This window comes from Mycobacterium sp. TH-M25, assembly GCF_057473665.1.
Window position 1 is genome coordinate 1 of record NZ_JBYCLA010000619.1, and the last position, 4043, is coordinate 4043.

Genomic DNA, 4043 nt, shown 5'->3' on the forward strand with positions numbered 1-4043 from the left:
CCTCCAGCGTGGTGATCTCCTCGGCGAGCACGCCGGCGCGAAGCTCGGCGATGAACAGCCGGACGGCGGAGCGATCGCGTTCCAACGACGCACGCTCGGCGAGCCCGGCGTCGTACTTTGCCGCGGTCGCCACGATGGGCTCAAGTGCTTCGAGCTGCTCCCTGGCTCGCTTGACTGCGTCGTGCGCCTTGGTCAGGTCGTCGAAGTGGCCGATAATGTCAAGGACGCGCGCACTGGCGTCGCTCGGTTCGAGCATGTGGTCGCGCACGAAGTCATTGAGGTTGCCGACCGACTTCATCGACACGGTTTGGTGGAACAGCTCGAGTGCTTGTTCCGATCGGATTCCGAGCAGGCGACGCAGCGAGGTTGCGTATTTGGGGAACTCGTCGAAGATCTCCGCCCCCGCAGCGCGCAGCCTCTTGCGAAGGTCACGCAAATCGGTGCCGAAGTCGGCGAAATCCGTTGCGATCGACAGCGCTTTGGTTGCGGTGACGAAGAAGCGGTAGGGCTGTCCGGTGCTCTCGCGCTGCTGGAAGACCTGGGCCAGGGTGACTGTCTCGTCGTAACCCTGGTTTGTGAAGACCCCGAGAACGACGGAGTAGGTCTTTGTGTTCTCCCGCAGGCCCTTGGCGCGGGACCGTCCGGTGGTTTCGTTTCGCTCGGACTTGTAATGGCCTTCGACGTAGGAGCGCAGGGTGCGTTCCTTGGCTTCGGCGCCCGCCGCCTTGTTGTAGGCGGCCTTGTGTGACGGCATCAGCAACGTGGTGAGCGCGTCGACGAGCGTCGACTTGCCCGAGCCGATGTCGCCGGTGAGCAGTGCGGTATCGGCGCCGGGAGACAGACGCCAGACTTGGGAGTCGAATGTGCCCCAGTTGAATACTTCCGTGTACTGCAGGCGGTAGCCGGCCCGTCGGGCGTCGCCGAGTCCGACCATCGAGAAGAGCCCGTCACTCATCGCCGGTCGCCGCTCCGGCATACTCGCGCAGCTTGGCCGCGAAGTCCGACAGGGTCTGGGCGTCGACGTAGGCCTTGAGGATGCGCCGCACCTCCCAATGGTCACTCTGACCGCGCAGCTGCCGCAGAAATCCGAGGTCGCGTGCCTTGTTGATCGTCGTCTCCGCCTGGTCCACGACGCGCGCGTCGTTCGTGGACTCGGCCTGGAAGAGCCTCAGCATCTCCACGATCTGGTCGGTGGTGAGCACCAGACGGCCGTCACCACCGGCGGTCTCGAACTCGACGAGCCGCTTGCGCAGCAGCACCAGCAGCAGACTGACGTTGTATGTCAGCGCGCGCCTGCGCACCAGGCGCGGGAGCACTTCATCGCCGTCCTCCTCGGTCCGGGACCGCAGATAGCCGAAACCCTCCACGTCATCGACGACCACGTCGACGCCGATGGTGGCGAAATGGTCTCGGACACCGGCGCCCTGGCGTTCCAGCGTCAGCCAGGTGTCCTCGTCCGATTCGCGGTAGATGACACCCTGCATCAGCCGGATGATCGCGCTGGCGACGGCATGCTCGCTGCTCATCGCCGCCGCACCGTCACTTTCGGTAGCCTCGCTCGCTTGGTGATGTCTGGATCGGCGGGGTCGGCGTACTCCAGGTACGTCTCTTCGGTGTCATCCATCTCGACCGCCACGTCGTCGTCATTGAGCGCAAGATAGCCGACGATCTCCGCGGCGCCCTGCTCAATGGGGTGCGTCGCGACGACATCCGACAACAGAGCCATCGAGCCCTCGGGCAGTACGCTTCGGACGATCTCGACCAGCCGCGCCTGGTCGACGAAGGTTTGGCTGAAGAGAAGGTCGGCGTCGACCTCCTCGGTGGCCGCCGCGATCTGGCTCTCCACCGCTACCGCCGCGGGGGGCTGGTAGAGCGGGCGTTCGAAGGGCAACACGATCTCGAGGCCCGGCGCATCGAGCTCCAGCCCGAAGGGCGGCGGGTTGTCGCGGAGCTCAAGCGCAACGCTCTCCACCGACCGAACCAGGTCGAGAACGCGCCGGTTCTCCAGCCAGACCTGGTCGTCGAGGAAGCGGCGTAGTTGTTCCGAAATCTGGCGGACCGTGCGCTGCGCACGATCGGCAGCTTCGGACCAATCGTGGTGGATACCGCGAATGCGTTGGTCGGCCTCGATCATGTCGAGGGCCGACACTTTGGAGAGCAGCTCCGCGAGCTCGGCTTGGCGCGACTCGGAGAGCAGGAAGTCGTAGAACGACTGGAAGCTGCGCCCCTGGTCCGAGCCGGCGATCTCGGAGCGGCTCCCGACCAGCTCGGCGAGCAATTCGCCCTTGGAGCCGTCCCAGGCCGCAATCTTTTCTCGCGCGGCACGGTCGAGAAGCCGGAAGTTCTCTTCAACCTCGCGAAAGTCCGACAGCAGTTCCCGCGCGGTCGTGGAGAGCTGCTGGTAACGGTCGCGGACCCCCGTCGCATCCAGGACCGTGACGACGCCGGCTTCGACGGCCGCGATCTCGGTGTCGAGTTCGTCGCGCCGGCGGCGCAGTTCGGCCAGCCGGACGCCGGGTTCGACTTCGGTTCCGTGCACGATCTGCCGAAGCAACTCGACCACGGTGTGCAGCCTGGATTCGGTCCCCACGAACGACCTGCCCTTGAGGCTCATCACCCACGCGTAAGCCTTCTCGAACGCCGGTGTGACCTCGTAGTGCACGTCGTCGTCGCCGGGCGGATAGAACCGGCGCAGATATGCGGCGTCGGTGGCCGCCCAATCCTCCAGATAGGAGCGGGGATCCCTCGGAAACCGCTCGTCCCCGCGGTCAGTGGGGATCTCGGCGTTCAGGGCGTGCAGATGGTCGTCCAACGCGGCCGCGACCTCACTTGCCGGGCACGCGCCTCGATTGCTCTCGACGAAAAACTCCCCGAGGAAGGACAGAATCAGCGTGGCGTTGCCGGCACGCAGCAGCCGCCAAGCGGGATGCCGCTCCCGCAATGCGTCGATCGCCGGGTAGTCCACCAGGAAAGCGTAGAGAGTTCCACCGACAGGTTCGTGTCGCACGCGCCGGGCAAGACCGCCCGTGTCGGTACCCACTGCTACAACCGCATTAAGTCAAAGTCCACAGAAAGGGCGCCCGACATGTCCACCACACGCCGCAACAACGATGCCGGCTTAATCTTCTTGAACTTGGCCGTGACGGTCCTGGTATGGGGCGGTTTGATCTTCTTGATCAGGCAGGCCGTCAAGCATGGCTACCCGCCGATCAAGCGCTTCTACACACACCCCGATCGTGGGGTCCGTCGCCGACGCCGCCGTGCCACCGCGCTCTGCCTGACCGCCGTGGGCGCCCCGCTGGGCATCGCAAGCTTTGCCTCGGGGAACGACGGCGGTGCCGAGTTCGCTGCCTTGTGCACTGCAGCAGCTGCTTCCTGGTGGTACGGCGAACAGCGTGTGCTGCGCCGGCAGGCCAACGCCGCCATCGCGGCCCGTGCCGACCAGCAACACAACTGGGTAATGCAGGGAGACAACCGCGGAACCTACGGTCCACAGGGTGCCGACCTCATGCGCTTCATTGAAGCGCCGCCGCGGGCAGCCGCGCCGAGCGAGCAGCCAGCTGTCCGCTGGCGCACGCGAACCTCCGCAACGCTCTTTGCGAGCTGAACGATGCCTGACCGGAGGCAGATCAGACCGCATCGGAGGTCGGCCTGAAAACGGCCTCCGGAATACCATCGCGGCCAGGAGCCGGGAAGGATTCGAACCTGCGACCTCTGGGTTATGAGCTAACCGGTCGCCGTCTTCCCCAATACGCTCGGTCTCATAGCTGCAGGCCAGCGACGTTCAGCCGTCCGACCTGTCTCGCCCCGTCCCGCATGGTCGCATCCATTCCACCGTGTTCTGTGTCCAAATCCGTGGCCAAACTCTTGGAGCGAGAAGTACAGTTGCCTCGCCGTATCATTCGCGTTACCGGGCCTTAGTTTGTGGATAAAAGTGTTGCACCCAACGTGCGTGCGTGCGACACTTTTATCCATGTCAGGGCTTCGGGGACTGCCCGATACATTCACGACCGCGACCGCCCTGGCTCGTGGTGTGCATCCGC

4 protein-coding genes are annotated in these 4043 nt (G+C 65.0%); 1 reads left to right on the forward strand and 3 read right to left on the reverse strand.

Going from position 1 to position 4043, the window contains the following annotated elements:
* The 3 genes from AC2VOU_RS20545 to AC2VOU_RS20555 all read right to left on the reverse strand — a co-directional run.
* Nucleotides 1–955, reverse strand: a 955-nt coding sequence (locus AC2VOU_RS20545) for an ATP-binding protein (protein WP_486959026.1), incomplete at its 3' end; no start/stop codon positions are given.
* Complete coding sequence (locus tag AC2VOU_RS20550) at nt 948–1526, reverse strand: DUF4194 domain-containing protein (protein WP_486959027.1); 579 nt, start codon at nt 1524–1526, stop codon at nt 948–950. The genes AC2VOU_RS20550 and AC2VOU_RS20545, both read right to left, overlap by 8 nt.
* Nucleotides 1523–2965, reverse strand: coding sequence for a DUF3375 domain-containing protein (locus AC2VOU_RS20555; RefSeq protein ID WP_486959028.1), 1443 nt, complete (start codon nt 2963–2965; stop codon nt 1523–1525). Before AC2VOU_RS20555 ends, AC2VOU_RS20550 begins: the two co-directional genes overlap by 4 nt.
* Nucleotides 2966–3085: 120 nt before the next feature.
* On the opposite strand from AC2VOU_RS20555, the gene AC2VOU_RS20560 reads away from it, so the two are divergent.
* Nucleotides 3086–3607: a hypothetical protein gene (locus tag AC2VOU_RS20560; protein ID WP_486959029.1), complete on the forward strand. Its 522-nt coding sequence runs from the start codon at nt 3086–3088 to the stop codon at nt 3605–3607.
* Nucleotides 3608–4043: the final 436 nt, after the last annotated feature.